General features: G+C 37.7%; 22 protein-coding genes. 13 read left to right on the forward strand and 9 right to left on the reverse strand.

What is annotated here, in order from left to right; translation table 11 throughout:
* Position 1 precedes the first annotated feature (1 nt).
* Genes J7E57_RS22210 through J7E57_RS22220 form a run of 3 tightly spaced genes read left to right on the forward strand, consistent with a single transcriptional unit; the run spans position 2 to position 1,698 of the window.
* Positions 2–802 (forward strand): tRNA pseudouridine synthase A, encoded by an 801-nt coding sequence (locus tag J7E57_RS22210; protein ID WP_215130805.1) that lies wholly within the window; start codon positions 2–4, stop codon positions 800–802.
* A gap of 36 nt (positions 803–838) precedes the next feature.
* Positions 839–1,285 (forward strand): hypothetical protein, encoded by a 447-nt coding sequence (locus tag J7E57_RS22215; protein WP_215130803.1) that lies wholly within the window; start codon positions 839–841, stop codon positions 1,283–1,285.
* Between the two features lie 11 nt (positions 1,286–1,296).
* Positions 1,297–1,698, forward strand: coding sequence for a hypothetical protein (locus tag J7E57_RS22220; RefSeq protein WP_215130801.1), 402 nt, complete (start codon positions 1,297–1,299; stop codon positions 1,696–1,698).
* A gap of 56 nt (positions 1,699–1,754) precedes the next feature.
* Here the strand turns inward: J7E57_RS22220 and J7E57_RS22225 are convergent, their stop codons facing one another.
* Positions 1,755–2,975, reverse strand: coding sequence for an ABC transporter permease (locus J7E57_RS22225; RefSeq protein WP_215130798.1), 1,221 nt, complete (start codon positions 2,973–2,975; stop codon positions 1,755–1,757).
* 296 nt (positions 2,976–3,271) lie between these two features.
* Between J7E57_RS22225 and J7E57_RS22230 the strand changes: the two genes are divergently transcribed.
* From J7E57_RS22230 to J7E57_RS22240, 3 genes are all read left to right on the forward strand, one after another.
* On the forward strand, positions 3,272–4,423 hold the full coding sequence (locus J7E57_RS22230; protein ID WP_410522695.1) for an exo-beta-N-acetylmuramidase NamZ domain-containing protein: 1,152 nt from the start codon (positions 3,272–3,274) through the stop codon (positions 4,421–4,423).
* Positions 4,424–4,576: 153 nt separating this feature from the next.
* Positions 4,577–4,783 (forward strand): hypothetical protein, encoded by a 207-nt coding sequence (locus J7E57_RS22235; RefSeq protein WP_029279784.1) that lies wholly within the window; start codon positions 4,577–4,579, stop codon positions 4,781–4,783.
* Positions 4,784–5,062: 279 nt separating this feature from the next.
* On the forward strand, positions 5,063–5,200 hold the full coding sequence (locus J7E57_RS22240; RefSeq protein WP_215166281.1) for a hypothetical protein: 138 nt from the start codon (positions 5,063–5,065) through the stop codon (positions 5,198–5,200).
* An 88-nt stretch (positions 5,201–5,288) separates the two neighbouring features.
* On the opposite strand, the gene J7E57_RS22245 is transcribed toward J7E57_RS22240, so the two are convergent.
* Positions 5,289–6,341: a DNA topoisomerase IB gene (locus tag J7E57_RS22245; protein WP_215130794.1), complete on the reverse strand. Its 1,053-nt coding sequence runs from the start codon at positions 6,339–6,341 to the stop codon at positions 5,289–5,291.
* A 91-nt stretch (positions 6,342–6,432) separates the two neighbouring features.
* Here J7E57_RS22245 and fmt point away from each other — a divergent pair, with 91 nt between their 5' ends.
* The gene (gene fmt, locus J7E57_RS22250; protein WP_215130793.1) at positions 6,433–7,341 is read left to right on the forward strand and encodes a methionyl-tRNA formyltransferase; all 909 of its coding nucleotides are present in this window, start codon (positions 6,433–6,435) and stop codon (positions 7,339–7,341) included.
* Between the two features lie 506 nt (positions 7,342–7,847).
* On the opposite strand, the gene J7E57_RS22255 is transcribed toward fmt, so the two are convergent.
* A complete protein-coding gene (locus J7E57_RS22255) occupies positions 7,848–8,687 on the reverse strand; it encodes an aminotransferase class IV (RefSeq protein WP_215130791.1) in 840 nt (279 codons plus the stop codon).
* A 3-nt stretch (positions 8,688–8,690) separates the two neighbouring features.
* On the reverse strand, positions 8,691–9,719 hold the full coding sequence (locus tag J7E57_RS22260) for an RluA family pseudouridine synthase (protein WP_215130789.1): 1,029 nt from the start codon (positions 9,717–9,719) through the stop codon (positions 8,691–8,693).
* Positions 9,720–9,822: 103 nt separating this feature from the next.
* Here J7E57_RS22260 and J7E57_RS22265 point away from each other — a divergent pair, with 103 nt between their 5' ends.
* The 4 genes from J7E57_RS22265 to J7E57_RS22280 all read left to right on the forward strand — a co-directional run bounded on the left by J7E57_RS22265 (position 9,823) and on the right by J7E57_RS22280 (position 13,984).
* Complete coding sequence (locus J7E57_RS22265; RefSeq protein WP_215130787.1) at positions 9,823–10,851, forward strand: DUF6588 family protein; 1,029 nt, start codon at positions 9,823–9,825, stop codon at positions 10,849–10,851.
* 265 nt (positions 10,852–11,116) lie between these two features.
* Positions 11,117–11,986, forward strand: coding sequence for a 1-aminocyclopropane-1-carboxylate deaminase/D-cysteine desulfhydrase (locus tag J7E57_RS22270; protein ID WP_215131143.1), 870 nt, complete (start codon positions 11,117–11,119; stop codon positions 11,984–11,986).
* A gap of 246 nt (positions 11,987–12,232) precedes the next feature.
* Positions 12,233–12,829: a TetR/AcrR family transcriptional regulator gene (locus tag J7E57_RS22275; RefSeq protein WP_215130785.1), complete on the forward strand. Its 597-nt coding sequence runs from the start codon at positions 12,233–12,235 to the stop codon at positions 12,827–12,829.
* A gap of 6 nt (positions 12,830–12,835) precedes the next feature.
* Positions 12,836–13,984, forward strand: coding sequence for an FAD-dependent oxidoreductase (locus J7E57_RS22280; protein WP_215130783.1), 1,149 nt, complete (start codon positions 12,836–12,838; stop codon positions 13,982–13,984).
* 328 nt (positions 13,985–14,312) lie between these two features.
* Here J7E57_RS22280 and J7E57_RS22285 read toward each other — a convergent pair whose 3' ends face one another.
* On the reverse strand, positions 14,313–14,618 hold the full coding sequence (locus J7E57_RS22285) for a GNAT family N-acetyltransferase (protein WP_215130781.1): 306 nt from the start codon (positions 14,616–14,618) through the stop codon (positions 14,313–14,315).
* A 128-nt stretch (positions 14,619–14,746) separates the two neighbouring features.
* Positions 14,747–15,112: a winged helix-turn-helix transcriptional regulator gene (locus tag J7E57_RS22290; protein ID WP_215130779.1), complete on the reverse strand. Its 366-nt coding sequence runs from the start codon at positions 15,110–15,112 to the stop codon at positions 14,747–14,749.
* 98 nt (positions 15,113–15,210) lie between these two features.
* On the opposite strand from J7E57_RS22290, the gene J7E57_RS22295 reads away from it, so the two are divergent.
* A complete protein-coding gene (locus tag J7E57_RS22295; protein WP_215130778.1) occupies positions 15,211–15,963 on the forward strand; it encodes an SDR family NAD(P)-dependent oxidoreductase in 753 nt (250 codons plus the stop codon).
* A gap of 333 nt (positions 15,964–16,296) precedes the next feature.
* On the forward strand, positions 16,297–16,764 hold the full coding sequence (locus tag J7E57_RS22300; protein WP_215130776.1) for a hypothetical protein: 468 nt from the start codon (positions 16,297–16,299) through the stop codon (positions 16,762–16,764).
* Between the two features lie 11 nt (positions 16,765–16,775).
* Here the strand turns inward: J7E57_RS22300 and J7E57_RS22305 are convergent, their stop codons facing one another.
* The 3 genes from J7E57_RS22305 to J7E57_RS22315 form a co-directional block, all read right to left on the reverse strand.
* Positions 16,776–17,237: a nuclear transport factor 2 family protein gene (locus J7E57_RS22305; RefSeq protein WP_215130774.1), complete on the reverse strand. Its 462-nt coding sequence runs from the start codon at positions 17,235–17,237 to the stop codon at positions 16,776–16,778.
* A gap of 221 nt (positions 17,238–17,458) precedes the next feature.
* Entirely contained in the window at positions 17,459–18,349 is an 891-nt protein-coding gene (locus J7E57_RS22310; RefSeq protein ID WP_215130772.1) for an MBL fold metallo-hydrolase, read from the reverse strand.
* An 81-nt stretch (positions 18,350–18,430) separates the two neighbouring features.
* On the reverse strand, positions 18,431–19,012 hold the full coding sequence (locus J7E57_RS22315) for a Crp/Fnr family transcriptional regulator (protein WP_215130770.1): 582 nt from the start codon (positions 19,010–19,012) through the stop codon (positions 18,431–18,433).
* Between the last annotated feature and the right edge of the window lie 19 nt (positions 19,013–19,031).

The following is a 19,031-nucleotide window of genomic DNA, read 5'->3' on the forward strand; positions in this document are numbered from 1 at the left end:
AATGAGGTATTTCTTTCACATTGCCTATCAAGGCCAGTACTTTAGTGGGTGGCAAAAACAACCTGGGGTTAAAAGCGTTCAGGAAGTTATTGAACAAACCCTATCGAAGATTTTAAAATCGCCGATTGCGATTAACGGCTGTGGGCGAACGGATGCGCATGTACATGCCAGTCAGTTTTTTTTTCATGCCGATATTGAAAAAGAGATTGATTTCGATCTGCTTTACATCCTGAATAAAGCTTTACCTTATAATATCGCCGTATTCGACATTATTAAAATGGAGGGGAAACCCCATGCCCGGTTTGATGCTGTACAACGGAAATATGATTATTTTATCCATACCTATAAAGATCCTTTTTTAAGCACCCAAAGTTCCTTTTATCAATTAAATAATCTAGATTTTGATAAAATGAAAGCCGTTGTAAAACTACTACCCCAATACAAAGATTATAGGGCTTTTTGTACGCATCCTGATAAATACGAGCATACCATCTGCAATGTAATGGAAGCCGATTTATTTGTAAATCCAAAAGGCGACAGGCTGAGGTTTCATATTGCCAGCAACCGCTTTTTGGGCAAAATGATCCGCATTATTATGGGTAAAATGCTAATGGTTGGCAAAGGAGAACTTAGCTTTGATGAATTTGAAAGCGGACTGATTACCCTGCAATCCTCAAAACTATCATTACCAGCTCACCCAACAGGCTTATACCTTTCGAAAGTAACTTATCCATATTTAAACCTCGAACCACGGACTGAATTTATCCATAGTACACAAGGTATAGACTGGATTTCAATTTAAGTGTAGCGTTTTCATTTTGAACTCCGTTTAAGGAGTATGAAAGTTCAAATCTGTATTTTCCTCTTTGCACTGATCCTATCATTAGGCTGTAAAAAATCTACAACCGTGGATGTTTTATTAGATGGTAACTATACAGGTGTGTTGGTAATTACCAATAGTGTTAGGTCTGTGCCGATAACCCGACCAATTTCAATCTCGTTACAGGATGGAAAATTCAACATTACTCTTAGTGCTGATGCTAACCTAAAACCATCAGGAGGTAAGGGAACCTATAACTTTAAGAACGGAGTCGGATATTTTACCGATGAGGGCATTCGGACAGCAGATTTTGATTGGAATATGATTTTAAATGGTGAATACGATATTAGAAGCAGCGGAGTAGATTTAACCCTTAGAAAAAGGTTCACTGCAAAAACAGATTTTTCTCCGGCTACCTCTTACGCTACCGTAGATTATGAATATATTTTAAAAAGAAGTAGTTAATCCTCATCTAAATGAAAAATTTAATATTCTTCTTTATTGTCTTATCTAGTTTTGTTTTTGGATGTGAGAAGAAATCTGAAACAAAAACGACGAATTACGAATTTGAAATCAATACTTCAAAATCAATCGGTGCATCTACATTAGTATTAAAATCAATTAGCGATAGCCGTTGCCCAATAAATGCTGATTGCATTGGTGCTGGTAGTGCAAAAGCTTTTTTCAAATTAACATCTAGTAACATTGATCAGGAAATTATCTTATGCAAAGGAGATTGTGGCACCTTAGAGGGTGTAGCAAACCTTAAAATTAACGGCATAGATTATTCACTCAAATTAATTGACATCACACCATACCCTCAGCTTCAGAAAAGTGATAACACACAAACTGTAAAAGTTGAGTTGACAAGAGCTTAAGTTTAGGTTTGCTTGGGCATCGGAAAATGATCTGTCCGGTGACCCAAGTTTTTTCCTTATTTAAATCGGATTGCTTTAAGCGGAGAAACCTTGCTGATCAATAGCGAAGGGATAATCAAGACCGTTAAACATACCACTACCGTAACGATATTAAGCAGCAGCACATCAATAAAATGAAATTCTATTGGTGCATAAGCTAAAAAGTAAGAGGCCTGGTTAAGCTTGAAAATGTGAGTGGCCTGCTGTAAAAAACCAAGTCCTAAGCCCAGAATATTCCCCAGTAATAAGCCAATACCAATTAAATAAGCCGCATTGTAAAGGAAAATTTTCATAATGCTCCAGTTACTGGCCCCAAAAGATTTTAGCATCCCGATCATATTTGTTTTCTCCAAAATCATAATCAACAATGCGGTAACCATGTTAATTACACCTACAATTAACATCAGGATTAAAAGCACATTGGTGTTTACATCAAGAAGACCTAACCAGGTAAATATATTAGGAAAATTTTCTTCAATAGAATACGAGCGCAAATTGCGTGGAAGCTTTTCATAAATATTATTGGCAATAGGCTTAAGTCTGTTAAAATCATTAATCCTAATTTCTATACCACCAATTTCGTTGGCGTCCCAGTTATTCAGTCGTTTAATTATATTCAGGTTGCCAAGCACAAAACCCTTATCAATATCTTCTACACCAATATCATAAATGCCTACAATTTTAAATTTGCGCGGCCGCAACTGGTTTTGAACAAAATACATGATAAAATCATCCCCGGTTTTGAGTTTTAAACGATTAGCTGTATAATTCGAGATGAGCAGTTCTTGCATGGCAGCCGTACTGTCAGAAAAATCGATAATGGTTCCGCTGATAATATGCTGCTTAATGTAATCCCACTTATAGTTTTTGTCGATCCCTTTAAAATTAATGCCTTCAATTTCATTGTTGGCCGAAAGGATGGCCGGTTTTGTAGCAAAAGGATAATAATATTCAATGTCGGGATTGTTTTTGAGCATTTTTTTTGTTTCTCCATCAAGTACGAAGGGAGAATGCTCAAAAGAATTATTCAGATCGTAACGGGTCACCTGTACATCGCCCAAATAGCCCCTTACTTTATCCTGAATTTCAGTTTTAAAGCCTTTTATAATGGCTATAGAGAGAATCATAACAGCCAAACTCAACATCACGCCTGCTATTGCAATACGCACGATAAGTTTTGAAAAAGTACGCTCAGATTTAATGGCTATCCGCCCTGCGATGAAATATTCGAAATTCAATTTAATCAATTTGTATTAACAAAAATGCTCAATTCCTTTTTAAAAATGGCATTTTCGAAAATAAATAACCAACTTTAAACATCAATTTTTAAGTTGTAACAAGAAAATACCAATAGCATAATTGAAATATATTGTAAATTGTTTTGTTATAATACCGGAAGATTAGAATAATACTCAAAATGAAAAATTACATCAGCTTTGCTTTAACCAGTTTAATTGCATTATCGGCCTGCGGACAACCCAAACCACTTGAACAGGAAGTTCTTGGAAAGAAAAGCCCTGAAAACAGAAAACTGATGATCAGGACTGTTAAACTGCCATCGAAAATTAAAACCGGTGCGGAACAGACCGAAAAATACCTCCCACTTTTAAAAGGAAAACGTGTGGGTATGGTGGTTAACCCCACATCGATTATCGGTACGCAGACTTCGGTTGATAGCCTGCTGAAACGAGGTGTTAAAATCCAGAAGATATTTGGTCCTGAGCACGGTTTTAGAGGCAATGCTAGTGCAGGCGTTACCGTTAACGATGATGTTGACACCAAAACAGGTATAAAAGCCATCTCACTTTATGGGAAACACAGTACACCAACGGCTGAAGATTTAGCAGATATCGACATTATGGTGTTTGATATCCAAGATGTTGGTGTTCGTTTTTACACCTATATCAATACCTTACAGCACGTTATGGAAGCCTGTGCAGCAAATAATAAAACGCTGTTGATTTTAGATCGCCCCAATCCAAATGGTTATTTAATTGATGGGCCGATTTTAGATCCAAAATTTAAATCAGGCATTGGCGTGCAACCTATCCCTATTGCCCATGGCTTAACGGTTGGCGAATATGCACAGATGTTAAATGGCGAAAGGTGGCTGAAAGATAAGGTGAAATGCAAGATTACCATTATCAAAAATGCCAATTACAATCATGATATGGAGTATACTTTACCAGTTAAACCCTCTCCTAACCTGAATACGCAGCAATCTATTTTGCTTTATCCATCTACCTGTTTATTTGAGGGCACTTATTTAAACCATGGCCGCGGAACGATGTTTCCATTTACTGTTGTTGGGGCACCGTACCTTAAAGGGAAATTCGATTTCAGTTTTACACCGAAAAGTATAAAAGGAATGTCTGAAACACCATTGTTTCAGGATCAGGTTTGTTATGGCTTAGATTTAAGAACTTACGATACCTCAAAACTGGTAAAATCGAAACAGGTAAACATCAGCTGGTTAATCGAACTGTACAAGGCATCGCCAAGAAAAGAAGATTTCTTTAACACCAAGCTGAGCAAAGAAATGGGTACTATCGAAAGATTAGTTGGTGTGGCAGATTTCAGACAACAGGTAATCGACGGAAAAAGTGAAGCAGAAATTAGGGCGAGCTGGGAACCAGGACTAAGTGCGTACAAAACCATGAGGAAGAAATATTTGCTATACAATTGATTATTGAATGAGAAAGGGATTGAATGACTGAATGATCGGATTGCCCCTTGCAATTATTTTCAAACTTAACAGAAAGAGGTTTGTCATTATTAATGATTGATAAGCGCTGAGCTATTCAATCATTCAAAAATCAATCATTCAATCATTTTAGCTATGAGCGGTCCGAAAATTAAAAGTGATAAACCAGGAAGCAATTACCAGGAAGAAGTGCCCAAAGGCAGGGAGCCTGTTGACCATAAAACGGTGAGGCATAAAAACGACAGCACCCCTAATAAAGCACCAAAAACAAATAATCCGGCTAAGCAGCGTGAGCTTGAAGAGCAGCCTGTCCATCCGATAAAAAAGGCACCTAAAGAATAATTATAGAAATATCACCACTTACTGTCGCCATCTTGAGTGTAGCTTAACCTGTATCGATTTTATATCCATAGCGAAATGGATTAGTAATCACCTGTTAATAAGTGTTTTTTTCTTGTGTATTTCCACGCGGCTAGGGCATAACACCGTACCCTCGTTCTGCTTAAATCCGGCCTACATCCCGATAGCTATCGGGATCGGGTTCCACTGACCCAGCCAACTCACTAGCTTCGAAAGAAAACGGCGAAGCCCTCATGAATGCAGCTGAAAACTATAATATGAATGAATAAATTTTCAGCCGGTGTTTTTTGTTTTTTCATGGATCTTTATGTTTTCAACGGCATTCAAGCTAGCTATACTGGTTTTTTTGACAACAAAAAGAAAGAGACCATCGGCGTCGGTGAGCCGAGGCAAGGATAAGCCATGGGGCAAAAAACAATCAATTATATACGTCATTCATATTGATTTTTATCCAGTAAATTACTCCTCGAAATGACGATTTTTTATATCAATTTGTCTGTTTACTACTTGATTTTAAAAATGACAATAAAATTTTCTCATCGTGTGCCAAACCTAATTTACCGGTTGTTTTGTTATTATTCATTTTTTTCATGTATTTACCAAGTTCATTGTTTTCATAAGCGGTGAGCAATAACGGATATACATAAGAACTCTTGCAAACAGCCCTGGTATTGCCTAATTTTTTCGCTACACAATCTAAAACCGTTACAATTGTTTTTTTCGAATTTAAGTTAAAATCCTCATCAGCACTGCACTTCGAAAACTGGCGCAACGCTTCTAAGGTACCGCCCCAGGTTCTAAAATCCTTTGCCGTAAAATCATCGCCTGTAATTTCTTTAATGTAAGCGTTTATTTTGCCTGAATCGATACTTTTATGTTCTTTCCCGTTCGAATAAAACTGAAATAACTCCTGCCCGGGAATGTCCCTGCATTTCTTGACCAGTTTTGCCAGCGACCGATCATTTAACTCTACTTTTTGCCGAACACCTTTTTTTCCAACAAAATCCATGGTAATTTTACTTCCTTCGATTTTAACATGCTTATCGCGAAGTGTAGTTAAGCCAAAAGAACCGTAAAGCTGTTTATAACTTTCGTTACCCACACGGATTAGTGTTTTTTGCAGTACATCTACAGAAATGGCCAATACTTTGCGTTCATCGAAATCTTTTCTGCGGAGGTCTTTTTCCAGGTTTTTCCGTGCATTGGGCAATGCTTTTCCAAATTCCAATAAACGGAAATATTTAGCCTCCGATCGGCGGCTGGTCCACTTTGCATGGTATTTATATTGTTTCCGGCCTGCAGCATCAATACCAGTAACCTGTAAATATGCATTTGGCTTACTGGCAATCCACACATTTTGCCATGCGGGTGGAATAACTAAGGCCTTTATCCGGTCGAGATATTTCTCTTCGGTAATTTTGTTGCCCTCTTTATCTTCGTAATAAAACTTTCCCAGTTTCCCTTTCCGGTAAATCCCTGGCATGGTATCAGTAACGTACACCAATCCGTTTGCTTTAACAACATCTTTGCCTTGTACCATTTTTGCCTATAAGTATGGGTTTATTTTTAGTTATTTTGCAAAACTTAAACGTGGGTAGCCACGTTATTTTTAGAAACACAACACTTTCTTTATGAAAATAGTTTTTATGGGTACGCCCGATTTTGCGGTAGCCTCTTTAGATGCCTTGGTACAAGCCAATTTCGATGTAGTTGCTGTGGTTACTGCGCCAGATAAACCTGCAGGCCGTGGCCAAAAATTGAATGAAAGTGCAGTAAAAAAATATGCTGTAGAAAAAGGAATTCCTGTTTTACAACCTGAAAAGTTAAAAAATCCTGAGTTTATTGAAGAACTAAGATCTTACCAAGCCGATTTACAAGTGGTAGTGGCCTTTAGGATGCTACCAGAAATAGTTTGGAATATGCCGGCTAAAGGAACCATCAATTTACATGGTTCGTTATTACCGCAATACCGTGGTGCAGCCCCGATTAACCATGCCATTATAAACGGCGAGAAGGAAAGTGGCGTAACTACATTTTTCCTTAAACAGGAAATTGATACTGGTGATATCATCCTTAGCGACAGTGTGCCAATTGCCAACGACGAAACTGCGGGTGAGTTGCATGATAAACTGATGGTTGTTGGCGCAAATCTTCTGGTAAAAACATTACTTGCTATCGAAGCCAATAAAATAACAGAGCAGCCGCAGCCACAAAATGATGATTTAAAGCATGCGCCGAAGATTTTTAAGGAAGATTGCAAAATCGACTGGAACAACCAGGTGCAAACCATCCATAATTTAATCCGCGGTTTAAGCCCTTACCCAACTGCTTTTACCTTACTTAATGAAAAAAATTTAAAAGTATTTAAGGCCGAAATAGAAGATAAAGAGCCAGGCATTGTAGCGGGAGGCTTTTTAACCGATGGTAAAACTTATTTGAAATTTGCCGCAAAAGATGGTTTTATCAAACTTTTAGATATCCAATACGAAGGAAAAAAACGAATGCTGATCGAAGATTTTTTAAGGGGAATGCGGTTGTAGTTTATCTATGAACAGTCATCACCCTGAATTTAGTTCAGGGTCTTTATAGCATAAAGATGCTGAACTAAATCCGATAACTATCGGATCAGCATGACGATAGTATTATATAAGCAATTCTTTTTGGAAAGCAATTGTAGTGGCTTTAGGCTTAATACAGCCCCGCTCCCGCTTCTGCAAATTTGCTCCCGATGTAAAATCGGGAGCATCCCGCTTTGATCGGGTTTAAGTGGCCACAAATTGCAATTATTTGGGTTTAAATTGCATAGTAGAACTGCCCTTTGTTAAATAAACCCGACCGGCAGCGTTATCCCGATTAAGAATTGTTTATCCTGTGAAGCAAATTTTATCGGGATTAAGCAAAGGCCGGGACTAACCGGAACCGATTAGCACAGGTATTGCTTTCCAAAAAAAATAATTAATTTAGGTTAAAGATCTCTCCATTTCGCTACGCTTCAGTCGAGATGACGAACCAATGACACTAATCTCCTAATGACCAATGAACCAGATTACAAAGCATTCAATTTTTCGATCAAAAATTTCGATATCTCGTTAAAATAACGCTTCCTGCCGTAACCCATTACCCATTGAATGCCTTGCGTTGCGTTGGTAATAAACACTTCTTCGGCTTCTTTTAATATTTCGGGATTGATCTGCGCTTCGATTAATGGCATATCGTTCATTTTGCACAATTGCATAATGGCTGTACGCATTATACCACTTATGCAACCCTCAGACAACGAGGGTGTATAAATCTGTTTATTATATATTACAAAAACATTGGCACTGATGCTCTCGCAAAGAAAGCCATATTGGTTCAAAATCATCGCCTCATCCAAGCGGTTCTGGCTTTTAAAAAGTCCGGCCATTACATAAAGCAGTGCATTGGCTGTTTTAAAATTCGAAAGTTTATTAACCGGTTTGGTCATTTCGTCAAAAACATCAATGATCAAACCTTTACTGTTCAACTCATATGTGGATGCTTTTAAGGGAATACCTTCTAAAATGTAACCTGCTTTATTAATTTCGGGTGTATAAACGCCTGCTCCTCCCCTGTATACAGAAAGGCGAAAACGGACATTGCCATTCCACTTGTTCCTTTTGGCCAGGTCGGCAGTTTTTTGGCGCAGAAAATAATCGTCCATTAAAGCATGACCGTCAATTTTAAGGGCTTTCATGCCAGCCGTTAATCTATCGGCATGTAAATCGGCAAATTGCAGCTTATTATTAATCATTCGCATGCTTTCGAACAGTCCATCGCCAAATTTGAAGCTTCTGTTCGAAGCCGTTAAAATCGGGGCATCTACCGCCTGAAATTCATCATTAAATAAAAGGTACTCCTGAAGCATATTTTATGATGTAGCGATATAATTTTCCCATTTGGTTAAGCCAGCTTTAAAATCGGGTGGTAATGGCGATTCAAAATACACATACTCTTTAGTGCTGGGATGGATAAAACCCAAACTTTGTGCGTGTAAAGCCTGACGGGGCAGCAATTCAAAACAATTATCTACAAACTGTTTGTACTTATTAAACGTAGTCCCTTTTAAAATCTTATCGCCACCATACATTGCATCGTTAAAAAGTGGATGCCCAATATGTTGCATATGCGCCCTGATCTGGTGCGTACGACCTGTTTCTAACTCACAACTGATCAAGGTAACATAACCCAAACGTTTTAATACTTTATAGTGCGTTACAGACCATTTTCCTTTTTCTTCATCATCATAAATATCCATCACACGACGATCTTTCGCACTTCTGCCAATGTAACCGGTTATCGTTCCATCGTTTTCGATATCGCCCCAAACCAGTGCAATATATTTACGGGTAATGCTGTGGTCGAAAAACTGACGTGCAAGGTGTGTAATCGACTTTTCATTTTTACTGATCAGTAATAAACCTGAGGTATCCTTATCAATGCGGTGCACTAGGCCTGGTCGGCCATCATTGCCAGGTAACTGAGGCAGTTGCTCAAAATGGAATGCCAAAGCATTAACCAAAGTTCCGGTATAATTATTAAAACCGGGGTGTACAACCATTCCTGCAGCTTTATTCACCACCAAAAGATCACTATCCTCGTAAATGATATCAAGCGGTAAATCTTCGGGATAAACTTCGGTATCGCGCGGTGGGTGAGGTAAAACAATAGATATTTCATCATAAGGTTTAACCTTATAACTCGCTTTGATCTGTTTCTGGTTAACCAATACATTACCTGCATCAATTGCATTTTGAATACGGTTTCGGGAGGCATTTTCTACGCGCACCATCAAAAATTTATCGATACGAAGCAGCGATTGCCCCTTATCTACAATAATTTTTAAATGTTCATATAATTCCTGCTCTTCTGATTCCTGCAATTCGACCACATTTTCCATGGCGCAAAAATAAACTTTTAACTTCAAGAATTTTTCAATGATTGCAGTTTTCGAAAAAACAGCCTTATCTTTACTCACAATCAAAACATTCTAAATTTTTTATATGAAAAAATGCTACTCTTTAAAGGCCATATGTGCCTTATTTTTATTAGTGATGGCTCAAAAAGTAAGTGCCCAACAAGATGTTGGAGACTTGTTTGTGGGCGGACCAGCAGATGCAACCAAACTGGTTAATGCCTATTTTGATCCTTTGTATAAAGGTTTAGGCCTAGGTTTAACCGATGGCTGGTCGAACACCGCTCAATCGAAAGGATTTTTAAAATTTGATGTAAGGGTTTCGGCCTCTGCAGCATTTGTTCCACAATCGGCCAGAAGTTATGATGTAAATACCTTGGGTTTAAGTAATATCAAACCTGCACCTGGTGCATCATCTATAGGCCCTACTGCATTTGGTGATGACCATGAAGGTGGTAAAATGCAAATTTATACAAGCAGTGGCGTTCCTACAGGTAAATTTTTCAACTTACCTCAGGGAGTGGGGTTTCATGTAGTGCCTTCAGCTCAGATACAGGCTACTTTGGGCTTACCCAAAAACATTGATGTTACTTTAAGGGCAATGCCTAAAATTAAATTAGGTAACGACCTGGGAAGTTTATCAATGATCGGTTTTGGTGCCAAAGTTGAACTTTTACCCTTATTTATGGGTTCAACAACAGAAAAACTGATTCCTGTAGACATTGCCATTGCCGGTGGTTTTACGCAGTATAAATATAATTTGCCTTTGAATATCAATAATACTTCAAATTCAGATCAGCGTATTGATGCTAAATTCAATGGCGTAAATTTTGATGCCATCGTTTCCAAGAAAATTATGTTTTTCACGCCTTTTGCCAGCATCGGTTACCAAACCTCGAACACCAATTTAAAAGCGCTTGGTACTTATAAATTTGAAGATGGTGCAAGCAATGCAACTTATGTTGATCCGATTTCTGTTAAACAAACTGATATTGACGGCGTAAGAGGTAGTTTAGGCTTTCAACTGAAATTTGGTTTCTTTAAATTTTACGGCTCATATACTCAGGCAAAATACAGTATGGTTAATGCAGGTATAGGCCTTGGTATCGGCAAATAATTGATATAGTATTTAAAAGATTTATTGCCAGGTATCGTCATTGCGAGAAGGCTCTTTCAGCCGACGAAGCAATCTTTATAGCAGAATCACGGGCATGAAAGATTGCTTCGTCGTTCCTCCTCGCAATGACGATTTTTCTATTTGAGTCTATCAATAGTAGCTTGTCGAAAGACGTTTTAAGTTCATTTAATCCGTTTCGACAGGCTCAACGTGACATATTCTAATTATATTTAATCTTATGATATAATCTTTGCTTTTCTCACACGTGTTCGAAGAAATATATAGTCCAATACAAAAAATAGCATTTTCTCCTTTAAACAACTTGTTTGTTAAAAGGGATGATCTTATCGATCCTTATATTTCTGGGAATAAATGGCGTAAGCTTAAATATATTTTAGCCAAGGCCAAAGCAGAAAACAAAACGCATCTGGTTACTTTTGGAGGTCCTTATTCCAATCACCTTGTGGCTACTGCCGCCGCAGCATCAAGATCGGGCTTAACCGCTACAGCCTTTGTACGTGGGGAAGCAGTAAAGAATGAGCTATTATTACTTTGCCGTTTATTTGGGATGAAACTCATTTTTACCGACCGTGAAAGTTATCGGGATAAACACCAATTGTTTGACCGATATTTTGCATCCGACACACAAGCTTATTTTATAAATGAAGGGGGTGCGTCAGTTGAAGCCACCATTGGCTGCGCAGAGGTAATTGAAGAGCTAGTGGAACCATACGACCACATTTTTTGCGCTGCCGGAACAGGAACCACAGCTGCAGGTTTGTTGATGGGAATTCAACAACAACAATTAAATACAAAGTTACATGTCATCCCCGTGTTAAAGGGCGCTTCGTTTATCAAAGCAGAAATAGCACATTATACCCCCATCTCCAATCACCTCGAACTTCACCTCGATTATCATTTTGGAGGTTATGCGAAAACCACTCCTGAACTGATCAGCTTTATCAAAACTTTTACTGCAAAAACCGGATTGCTACTAGACCCTGTTTATACGGCGAAAATGTTTTATGCCATTCAAGATTTAGCAAAACAAGAAATTATTGGTAAAGACGAAAAAGTATTGGCCATCCATACCGGAGGGCTTATGGGCATTTTTGGCATGAAGGATAAGTTTTAATATTCCCTAAAACTTAATTAAAATATGCGGATAATCCACATGTAAAGATTCTACCCCTGCTAAATTTTAATCTGAACTATCTTCTATTATTTCAAGTATGATGCTGATCCCGAAAATTCGAGGTAGCATGATGATTGTGCAAGATGAAACACAAATCAATTTGTCAGTGTAAATTAATAATTTGAAGAAAATTTAAAAGTAAACAAACGTTTACTTATTTTTGATCTGTATTAATTAAATAAAATTATGCGGCCCAAAAATTTAGCAAAAGAAGAAGCCATCCGATCAATTGCCTTACAGATTATTTCTGAAGAAGGGCTGGAAAACCTGAGTATGCAGAAACTGGCAAAAGCAGCCAATATATCACCGCGTACCATTTATATCAAGTACGAAAATAAAGAAGATCTATTGATAAAACTTTTTATCGAAGAAGTATTGGGCAATTATGAAAAAGCTATTTTGGAAAATTTTGATCCAAAAATGGCTTTTGCTGATGGTATGAAAAGGTTATGGCTAAATACCTTTCATTACCTTAAAAATAATAAACCTGCTTTCTCTTTAATCCGATATGGAAAATCTTCTCCCCTTTTAAATAAGGCTTTTCAAGAGAAAAACATACAACAAGGTGCATTTTTCGCACCCATTCATACCTTTTTAAAAACAAATGTTAGAGCGGGATTGATTGCAGATTTACCCCATGATGTACTCAGAGCGCTCATATTTTCGCCCATCCAAGATCTGGTAGCTGAATATTTTGACCATTTAGATCGGCCTTTACAAATTATTACCGAGGAAGTTATTTTAACCTCCTGCGAAATCGTAATTAAAGGCATTCTTAAATAAAAAACAATGAACAATATTAAAGATAAAAAAATCGCCATCATTGGTGCTGGCCCGGGAGGTTTAACCCTAGCCAGGCTTTTGCAAATGGATGGCTTCAATGTAAAAGTTTACGAACGCGACACTGATGAAAATGCACGACCAAAAGGCGCTACATTAGATCTACATGAGGAATCTGGTTTAGCTGCCTTACATAAAGCTAAACTCATGGACGCCTTTAAGGCAAACTATCGCCCTGGTGCAGATCGTACACGTATTATTGATCAGCGCGGCAATATCGTTTTTGAAGATAGCGACATACAAAACAGAGAAGCTTTCCGGCCTGAAATAGACCGCGGTCCATTACAAAAGATCCTTTTAGATTCGCTAATAAAAGGTACTGTATTTTGGGATAGTCATTTTGAAGCACTAACACCCAGCAACGGCTCATGGTTGATCGGATTTAAAAATGGAACTTTAGCGCAGGCCGATGTTGTAATTGCAGCAGACGGGGCTAATTCAAAAATCCGTCCATACATTACACACATTAAACCTTTCTATTCGGGGATTAGCATTGTTGAAGGCGCCATTTATTCATCGGCGACTGCTTGTCCGAAAATGCATGCGCTTTTAAACGGAGGAAAAATATTCGCTATGGGTGATGAAAAATCACTGATCGTAAGTTCAAAAGGTGATGGCAGTTTGGTATTTTACACGGGTTGTCATACGCCAGAAAACTGGGTGAAAGCGTCGGGTATTGATTTTTCAGATAAAAATCAGGTGATCGGCTGGTTCAAAAATGAATTCTCCACATGGGACTCAATGTGGTTGGAATTATTTGAAAATGCATCAACAGCTTTTGTTCCCCGGCCTCAATATTGTATGCCTTTAGATCAGCACTGGGAAACCTTCTCCAATTTAACCATGCTGGGAGATGCAGCCCATTTAATGCCACCTTATGCTGGCGAGGGCGTAAATATGGCCATGCTCGATGCTTTAGAGCTAAGCCAATGCTTTAAGGACAACTGCTTTAATACACCTAAGGAAGCCATAGCAGCCTACGAAAAACAAATGCTAAAAAGAGCTTCGGAAACCGCAGATATTACGATGCAATCTACAATGGCACTTCATTCTACTGATGCAATTAGCTATATGCTCAACATTATGGGACCTGAATAAAAAAAGGGCCCTCATCGCTGAGGAACCCCAATAAGATCTCTAAATCGTCCCGTTGATTTGATTCTTGTGATAAAAGTATCGCTACTTTCTTTCGAATGAAATAAAAATAGAGCAAGCCCACTAAATAATAGATAAAGATGCACTATCTATACACATTGAATAATAAACCGTCCAAAACAACCGGCTTTTAGTTCTTTTTAAAGGTTTAATTATCCCATCTACAATTTTCCTGTGGCTTTCTTACCAGAACCGTTGGAAAACCGGTTTTCCAAGGCCATGAAATATTAGTGCAGCTCTCCTGAATTTAATTCTAGTATTATTTTATCGATTAATCGTTTTCGCGCACTTTGTTCCAGATATCTCTGTAAAGTTCTTCGTGGCGTTTAAATTGCAGATGCACATAAGGGCACAATGGAATTACCTTCAGGTTATTTGTACGTACATAATTTACCATGGCATCCAGCAATAGTTTTGCGTAACCTTTGCCTTCTTTTTCGGGATCAATTTCGGTATGATAAACCGTTAAATTTTCTCCCTGAATATCAAAAACCATTTCTCCATGTTTTTCTCCCTCATCATAAAGTTCGAATGTACTAGGTTCTTCCTTTTGGATATTTAATTTAACTTCTGCCATAATACTTAACCCGATATAATTTTTAAAATTTGCTAATCAACTGATGCAACATTAAATAGCTGCCAAATCAATTAAAGGTAACCAATATCTGCTGATTTATGTATACCTATAATCATACTTTAACAGTTTTATGATCCACTCTTCTTTAGCGCTTTATTCTTCTTGCCCCAAGCACTTAATTGACAAAAAATCGGAAGAAACTCCAGTGCTATCGGAGTTAGCTCATATTCTACCCTCGGAGGAACCTCTGCATAAACAGTTCTTTTAACCAGTTCATCCTGCTCCAAAGCACGCAACTGTAAGGTTAACATCCGTTCTGATATATATGGGAATTCTTTTTTCAGTTCACTAAACCTCAATTTTCGATCTCCAAGTTTATCCAATATTACTATTTTCCATCTCCCTCCTATTTTGTTGGCCGCATAAGTCAGATCGCAATCCGTTATAAATTTTTCGTTGAGGGTATAAGTCGAATTTTCTTTTCGTGCCGTCATTACTTACAAATTTGTTTGTACCATACAAATGGTAGTGCATGCTATAAAAATACGCGGTACAGGTTATTATTGCAAGGTCATTTTAATCACAAGAAAATATGGACTTATATTTAACCGGAAAAACGGCATTGGTAACCGGAGCCTCTAAAGGAATTGGTAGCGCAATAGCAAAAGAACTGGCAAGGGAAGGTGTAAAAGTTTTTGTAACAGGCCGTAACCAGCAATCATTAGATAGCCTTTCCAGTGAGATCGTTGCTGAAGGCAACATTGCCCCTATTGTTTTTACGCAGGACTTACTGGCACCAAACGCGCCTCACAAAATTGCTACTGCGGCCTTAGCTGCACTTGGCCATATCGACATCCTCATCAACAACGCGGGGCAAAGTCAGCCTGTAGATGTTGCAGGACCAGAAGAACCCTGGACTAGATCGATGGCCTTAGATTTTGAGCGCCCTAGGTTGCTCACTCAAGCGCTATTACCACATTTTATAGCCCGCAAACAAGGCACAATACTCAATTTGACCAGTACTTATGAATTACGCTCGTTGAATGTTTCAGCTATTGCCAAGGCCGCAATGGCAATGTGGTCTAAACAACTTTCAGGTGAGTTGGGCAAATATGGAATCAGGGTGAACTGTTTACAGCCGGGACTTATCGATACTGAAAACATCCGGCCTTATTTCCCGGGTGATGAGCGCAGGAAATATGCTGAAAGTGAAATACCTTTGCAAGATTTTGGTGAAGTGCAAGATATGGCAAACATGGCTGTTTTCCTGGTTTCGCCACGTGCTAAATATATAACAGGAACGGTTTCAGTAGTGGATGGTGGAGGATCACGTTCGGCATTCTGATTTTTATATTATAAAATCGCTTAAATTGATGTTATTTCTATGTTTTTTTAAACTATAGCCTATCTACATATTTCATTAATAGTAGTTCTTGGTCACTTTAAGTGAAAACCTACCTTAAAAAATAAATGATTTAGAATATCAACAACACAAGCAATCAACCTAAGGTGTAATTATAAGTGCAACGTTCCACTGAAGAAGTGGCCATATAGGAATAATTTCCACACAATTAACTTGTAACAGAATTTTATTCTTAATCAATCAAATAGTGTATATATTAGTATTTTAGATAAGAAATTTTATTGTAAATACCGTTTTCAACCTTAAAATATTTCGATGGAACCCCTTATTATCAGAAAAGCAGCTTTAAACCTTTATGTTATATTAGTGCTGTCCATAATTTCGGTACCCTTTTTTATTTATATATTTTATGATGAATTTTCAATTGTAACAGTAAGCATCACAGCTGTTTTCTGTATATTTCCTATATCGCTTTTTATTTATGCACTTCGCGAGCTGATCAAAAAAACACCTCATATTACTTTTACGAAAGACAAACTGATCATTAAAGACCGTGATTTTTACAATTGGAAAAACATAGAGTCTTTTGCATTCAGCATTGAAGAAGTGGGACGTGATAATGCCGGGAGTATATATAAAAATTACATCACCGTATTATTAAAGAACGGCACTTCTGCAAAAATTCCGGTATCACATCTGGACAGGAAGGCAGACGAAATTCTGTATTTACTTAATGAATATAAGCGGGAATCAGATGATGCAAAAAGTCCTTCTCAACAATAAAGCTAATATCTTCATTGCATGACATCATTTACTGGCTTACTATCCACAAACTGCTCAAAACTTATGATTTTACGGTCTTTCAGTTTCCATATGTGGGCAACTCTTGCCGTAAAAGGCTTATTTGTCTTTTTATAGGTACCAGAATAAGTTCCATACGCTACCACTTTGTCTTCATTGGCAACATAATCTTCAGGTGTGAATTTATAATCAATCCATTCGCTTCCTAGTCTTGCAAAAACATTTTTTTTAATGTTTTCCAAGCCTATATAAGTGCCTGCGCACGGAAATCCTTCTGCTTCTGTCCAAGAGATATCTTCAGCAACATATTTTGCTAAGTTTTCCCCATTTTCTTCCGAAGTTTTTCCTTCGTAGGTACTTTTTACAATTTCTAGATTTGTCATTTTATTGATATTTGAGAAACAACTTGTCAGCAGCATACCCGCAACCAACAAACTGGATATAATTGTTTTCATTTTTTTTATTCTGTGCTTTTACAAAAAAACAATCCCAAAAAGAAATAATGATTTAAAAGAGTTTTTTTTAGTCTTTTAGATAGAGGTTATATCATAAAGGTGATTTTACTTCAGATGCTGTCATGTTGAGCTTGTCGAAACACCCTAAAGAGTATTTAACAGGTCCTTCGACAGGCTCAGGATGACAAATTCGATATTTGTGATACAGCCTCAATTTAATTCTACCATTTCATTTCTCCGGTATTTACCTTTGCTCCAATCTGCAAAGCCGTTTCGAAAGTTAAGGTTGGATATTGTGCTTTAATCGCTTTGATCAACTCTTCAGAAGTTCTGTTGGTTTTTAAAGCCTCTTCGTAAAACTGGATATAACTTTTGGTATGTTTTATTGCACTAACATCAAATGGGCTTGCGTTATTGGCGTGTGCAGGAATAACGATTGAAGGATTTAAGGCTTCGATTTTGTCTAAAACAGCAATCCAATTTTTACGGGCTTCCGGCGTTTGTGCATCTGCCATCCATAGGTTAAATGTAGTTCCGAAAACATTGATACCACCTATTACTGCTTTAATTGAAGGAATCCAAACAAAGGTTTTTGCAGGAAATTCTTCCAAGCCAACAACTTCGAGTTTCTGACCTTCCAAATCAATGCTATTTCCCTTTATAACCTGTGGTAATACCACATTAGAAGTAATGGCCTTGCCTAATCTTTCCCCCCAAACATCCAGTTTTTTCTGTGCAGAGGCTTTGATAGCTTCCACGGTTGCCGGTGAGGCGAAAGCCGTTACTTCTGGGAAATGTTTCTTAAAAACTTCCAATCCGAAGTAATAATCAGGATCAGCATGGGAAACATAAATTACAGTTAATTTTTTACCAGACTTTTTGATTTGGCTGGCAACCTTTTCGGCGTCTTCCAAAGTAAATTGTGCATCGATTAAAACGGCATCTGTTTTGCCCGAAACGATTACGGAGGCCACGCCAAAAGCATTCTCTGATGCGTTATAAACTTCGAGCTTTAAATTAGGTGTTTTAATAGTTTTGAAACCTTGTGCATTTGCTTCCATTTTTAATAAGATTAGAATAGTTAGAAATAATGTTGAAATAATTGATTTCATGCCTTTATGTTATTTGATGACACAAAGATGCACAGGACACCAAGACAAAAAGATTGAACAAGTTCAATAAATACAGGTAAGCTAGCTGCCGTTTACAATTTTCTTTCTGATCTTACTCAAAAATTCGTGACTAATGCCTAAATAAGCTGCAATCTGAAGGTTGGTCAATCGTTGTTGGAGCTGCGGATATTTTTTAATAAAGTCAAGGTAGCGCTGGTCTGCAGTTTTACTCAAATTATCGATCATCCTCCTTTGTAGAGCAACATGGGTTTTTTGGGTCATTATCCTGAATAGTTTCTCAATTTGAGGAAGATTGATGTAAGCAAATTCTTTGTCCTTCTTAGAAATGAGCAGTACCTCACTATCTTCAAGAGCCTCTATATAGAGCTGAGAAGGTGTGTTATTGGTGAAACTATCAATATCGGTAATCCACCAGTTTTCAATGGCAAAATACAATATGTTTTCAAAACCATTTTGGTCAGCATGATAGACGCGGAAAAGCCCTTTGATTACAAAACCTTCAAATTTACAGGTTTCACCCTCTTGCAGTAAAAAACGCTTTCTTTTAACCAATTGATGTTTGAACAGGTTACAGAATCTATCTCTTTCCTTTTCCGGAATAGTTACATGGTTGGAAATATGCTGATGGAGAAGTTCTTTCATAAAGTTTACAATATCAGGC

Source organism: Pedobacter sp. ISL-64 (genome assembly GCF_018613605.1).
GTDB lineage: Bacteria > Bacteroidota > Bacteroidia > Sphingobacteriales > Sphingobacteriaceae > Pedobacter.

Bases quoted from the DNA above. Each gene is read 5' to 3' on its own strand.
- J7E57_RS22210 (WP_215130805.1), top strand. From the start codon at position 2: ATGAGGTATTTCTTTCACATTGCCTATCAAGGCCAGTACTTTAGTGGG.
- J7E57_RS22215 (WP_215130803.1), top strand. From the start codon at position 839: ATGAAAGTTCAAATCTGTATTTTCCTCTTTGCACTGATCCTATCATTA.
- J7E57_RS22220 (WP_215130801.1), top strand. From the start codon at position 1,297: ATGAAAAATTTAATATTCTTCTTTATTGTCTTATCTAGTTTTGTTTTT.
- J7E57_RS22230 (WP_410522695.1), top strand. From the start codon at position 3,272: ATGATCAGGACTGTTAAACTGCCATCGAAAATTAAAACCGGTGCGGAA.
- J7E57_RS22235 (WP_029279784.1), top strand. From the start codon at position 4,577: ATGAGCGGTCCGAAAATTAAAAGTGATAAACCAGGAAGCAATTACCAG.
- J7E57_RS22240 (WP_215166281.1), top strand. From the start codon at position 5,063: ATGAATAAATTTTCAGCCGGTGTTTTTTGTTTTTTCATGGATCTTTAT.
- J7E57_RS22245 (WP_215130794.1), bottom strand. From the start codon at position 6,341: ATGGTACAAGGCAAAGATGTTGTTAAAGCAAACGGATTGGTGTACGTT.
- fmt (WP_215130793.1), top strand. From the start codon at position 6,433: ATGAAAATAGTTTTTATGGGTACGCCCGATTTTGCGGTAGCCTCTTTA.
- J7E57_RS22255 (WP_215130791.1), bottom strand. From the start codon at position 8,687: ATGCTTCAGGAGTACCTTTTATTTAATGATGAATTTCAGGCGGTAGAT.
- J7E57_RS22260 (WP_215130789.1), bottom strand. From the start codon at position 9,719: ATGGAAAATGTGGTCGAATTGCAGGAATCAGAAGAGCAGGAATTATAT.
- J7E57_RS22265 (WP_215130787.1), top strand. From the start codon at position 9,823: ATGAAAAAATGCTACTCTTTAAAGGCCATATGTGCCTTATTTTTATTA.
- J7E57_RS22275 (WP_215130785.1), top strand. From the start codon at position 12,233: ATGCGGCCCAAAAATTTAGCAAAAGAAGAAGCCATCCGATCAATTGCC.
- J7E57_RS22280 (WP_215130783.1), top strand. From the start codon at position 12,836: ATGAACAATATTAAAGATAAAAAAATCGCCATCATTGGTGCTGGCCCG.
- J7E57_RS22285 (WP_215130781.1), bottom strand. From the start codon at position 14,618: ATGGCAGAAGTTAAATTAAATATCCAAAAGGAAGAACCTAGTACATTC.
- J7E57_RS22290 (WP_215130779.1), bottom strand. From the start codon at position 15,112: ATGACGGCACGAAAAGAAAATTCGACTTATACCCTCAACGAAAAATTT.
- J7E57_RS22295 (WP_215130778.1), top strand. From the start codon at position 15,211: ATGGACTTATATTTAACCGGAAAAACGGCATTGGTAACCGGAGCCTCT.
- J7E57_RS22300 (WP_215130776.1), top strand. From the start codon at position 16,297: ATGGAACCCCTTATTATCAGAAAAGCAGCTTTAAACCTTTATGTTATA.
- J7E57_RS22305 (WP_215130774.1), bottom strand. From the start codon at position 17,237: ATGAAAACAATTATATCCAGTTTGTTGGTTGCGGGTATGCTGCTGACA.
- J7E57_RS22310 (WP_215130772.1), bottom strand. From the start codon at position 18,349: ATGAAATCAATTATTTCAACATTATTTCTAACTATTCTAATCTTATTA.
- J7E57_RS22315 (WP_215130770.1), bottom strand. From the start codon at position 19,012: ATGAAAGAACTTCTCCATCAGCATATTTCCAACCATGTAACTATTCCG.